The sequence below is a fragment of the Streptomyces sp. 2A115 genome (assembly GCF_052245575.1).
Lineage (GTDB): Bacteria > Actinomycetota > Actinomycetes > Streptomycetales > Streptomycetaceae > Streptomyces.
Genome location: NZ_JBQQCG010000205.1, coordinates 1 through 1963, shown reverse-complemented (window position 1 = coordinate 1963; position 1963 = coordinate 1). Strand labels below are relative to the sequence as shown.

The following is a 1963-nucleotide window of genomic DNA, read 5'->3' as shown; positions in this document are numbered from 1 at the left end:
GTCCGCGGTGGGGTGGCGGTCAGCTGTGCAGGGCGCGCAGCACCTTGGAGAAGGCGGCTTTGCTCTCGAAGCCGATGCCGGGGGTGTCGGTCAGGCCGACGCGGCTCTTCTCGACGACGGCGTCGTCGGCGAAGCCGCCGGTGGGCTGGAACTCGCCCGGGTAGGACTCGTTGCCGCCGAGCTTGAGGGCGGCTGCGATGTGCAGGGAGAACTGGTGCCCGCCGTGCGGGATGCAGCGCCTCGATGACCAGCCGTGCTGACGGAGCATGTCCTGGATGCGCAGGTACTCCACCAGACCGTAGGAGAGCGCGGGGTCGACCTGGATGGTGTCGCGGTCGGGGCGCAGGCCGCCGTAGCGGATCAGGTTGCGGGTGTCCTGGAGGGAGAAGAGGTTCTCGCCGGTGGCGATGGGGCCGGTGTAGTGCTCGGCGACGGTGGCGTTGAGGTGGTAGTCGAGCGGGTCGCCGATCTCCTCGTACCAGAACAGCCCGTAGGGCTCGATGGCCCGCCCGTACTCCAGGGCCGTGTTGAGGTCGAAGCGGCCGTTGACGTCGACGGCCAGCCGGGAGCCGTCGCCGTCCAGGACGTCGATGACGGCTTCGATTCGGCGCAGGTCCTCCGTAAGGTCGGTGCCGCCGATCTTCATCTTGACGACGTCGTAGCCCAGGTCGAGGAAGCCGCGCATCTCGTCCTGGAGGTCGGTGAGGGTCTTGCCCGGGGCGTAGTAGCCGCCGGCGGCGTAGACGAAGACGGAGTCGTCGGGCTGTCCGTCGCCGTAGCGCTCGGACAGATACCGGTACAGCGGCTTGCCCTCGATCTTGGAGGCCAGGTCGAACAGGGCCATGTCCACCACGCCGACCGCGACCGAGCGCTCGCCGTGCCCGCCGGGCTTCTCGTTGTGCATCATCACGTCCCACGCCTTGGCGTGGTCCAGGCCGCCCCGCTCGTCGAGCAGGCTGCCGGGCTCGGCCTCGATGAGGCGGGGCAGGACCCGGCGGCGCAGGATCTCTCCGGCGCTGTAGCGGCCGTTGGAGTTGAAGCCGTAGCCCACCACGGGTTTGCCGTCCCGGATGACGTCGCTCTCGAGCGCCACGATCGAACAGTCCATGGAGCTGAAGTCGATCCAGGCGTTGCGGATCGAGGAGCTGATCGCAACGACGCCCTCGTAGACGTTGGTGATCTTCACTGCGGAGCCTTTCTCATATCTTATAAGATACGACGCTGTTAGAGTGAGCTGGTCCGATGCGGGGTGTCAAGGGGTGGGGAATCTCCGGAAAGGAACGGTCAGGGGGCCATGGCAGGACAGAACCTGTTCTTCAGCAAGAGCGACCTCGCCTACGCGGAGCTCCGCGATCGGATCCTCTTCGGCACTCTTCCTGCCGGGTCACGGCTCGCCCAGTACGACCTCGCCGAGTCCCTCAACATGAGCATCACGCCACTGCGCGAGGCCATCCGCCGCCTCAGCAGCGAGGGTCTCGTCACCGTCGAAACCCACCGCGACGTCCGGGTCTCCGTCATGAACTCGAGCGAGGCCCGCCAGCTGTTCGAGGTCCGCCTGTCCCTGGACCCGACCGCCGCCGAACTTGCCGCCCAGCGACGGACCGACGACGACATCGCCACCATGCAGGCCGCCGTAGACAAACTCCTCCCCGTCACCCGCCAATGGGGAGAGGAGGCGCTCACAGCCCACCGCGCCTTCCACCAGGCGCTGTACCGGGCCTCGCACAACGACGTCCTCATCCGTCTCCTGGACGACCTGTGGGACAAGTCCGACCGCTACCGGCGCCTCGGCCTCGAACTCCCGCCCGGTGACGAGCCCCGCACCCGGGACCTTCACGAGCACCACCAACTTGTCTCCCTGATCGTGGACGGCCGCGCCGCCGAAGCCGCCCAGCTGATGCGAGACCACATCACCCACAGCCTCACCGCCACCGCCATCAGCGCCCTCGAAGACCGCGAGGGC

General features: G+C 67.7%; 2 protein-coding genes. One reads left to right on the top strand and one right to left on the bottom strand.

The window, feature by feature from the left end:
* Positions 1 to 19: 19 nt before the first annotated feature.
* On the bottom strand, positions 20 to 1186 hold the full coding sequence (locus ACTWQR_RS55570) for a mandelate racemase/muconate lactonizing enzyme family protein (RefSeq protein WP_443234989.1): 1167 nt from the start codon (positions 1184 to 1186) through the stop codon (positions 20 to 22).
* Positions 1187 to 1294: 108 nt separating this feature from the next.
* Here ACTWQR_RS55570 and ACTWQR_RS55565 point away from each other — a divergent pair.
* Positions 1295 to 1963: GntR family transcriptional regulator (locus ACTWQR_RS55565; RefSeq protein WP_443234988.1), on the top strand; the 669-nt coding region annotated here is incomplete at its 3' end.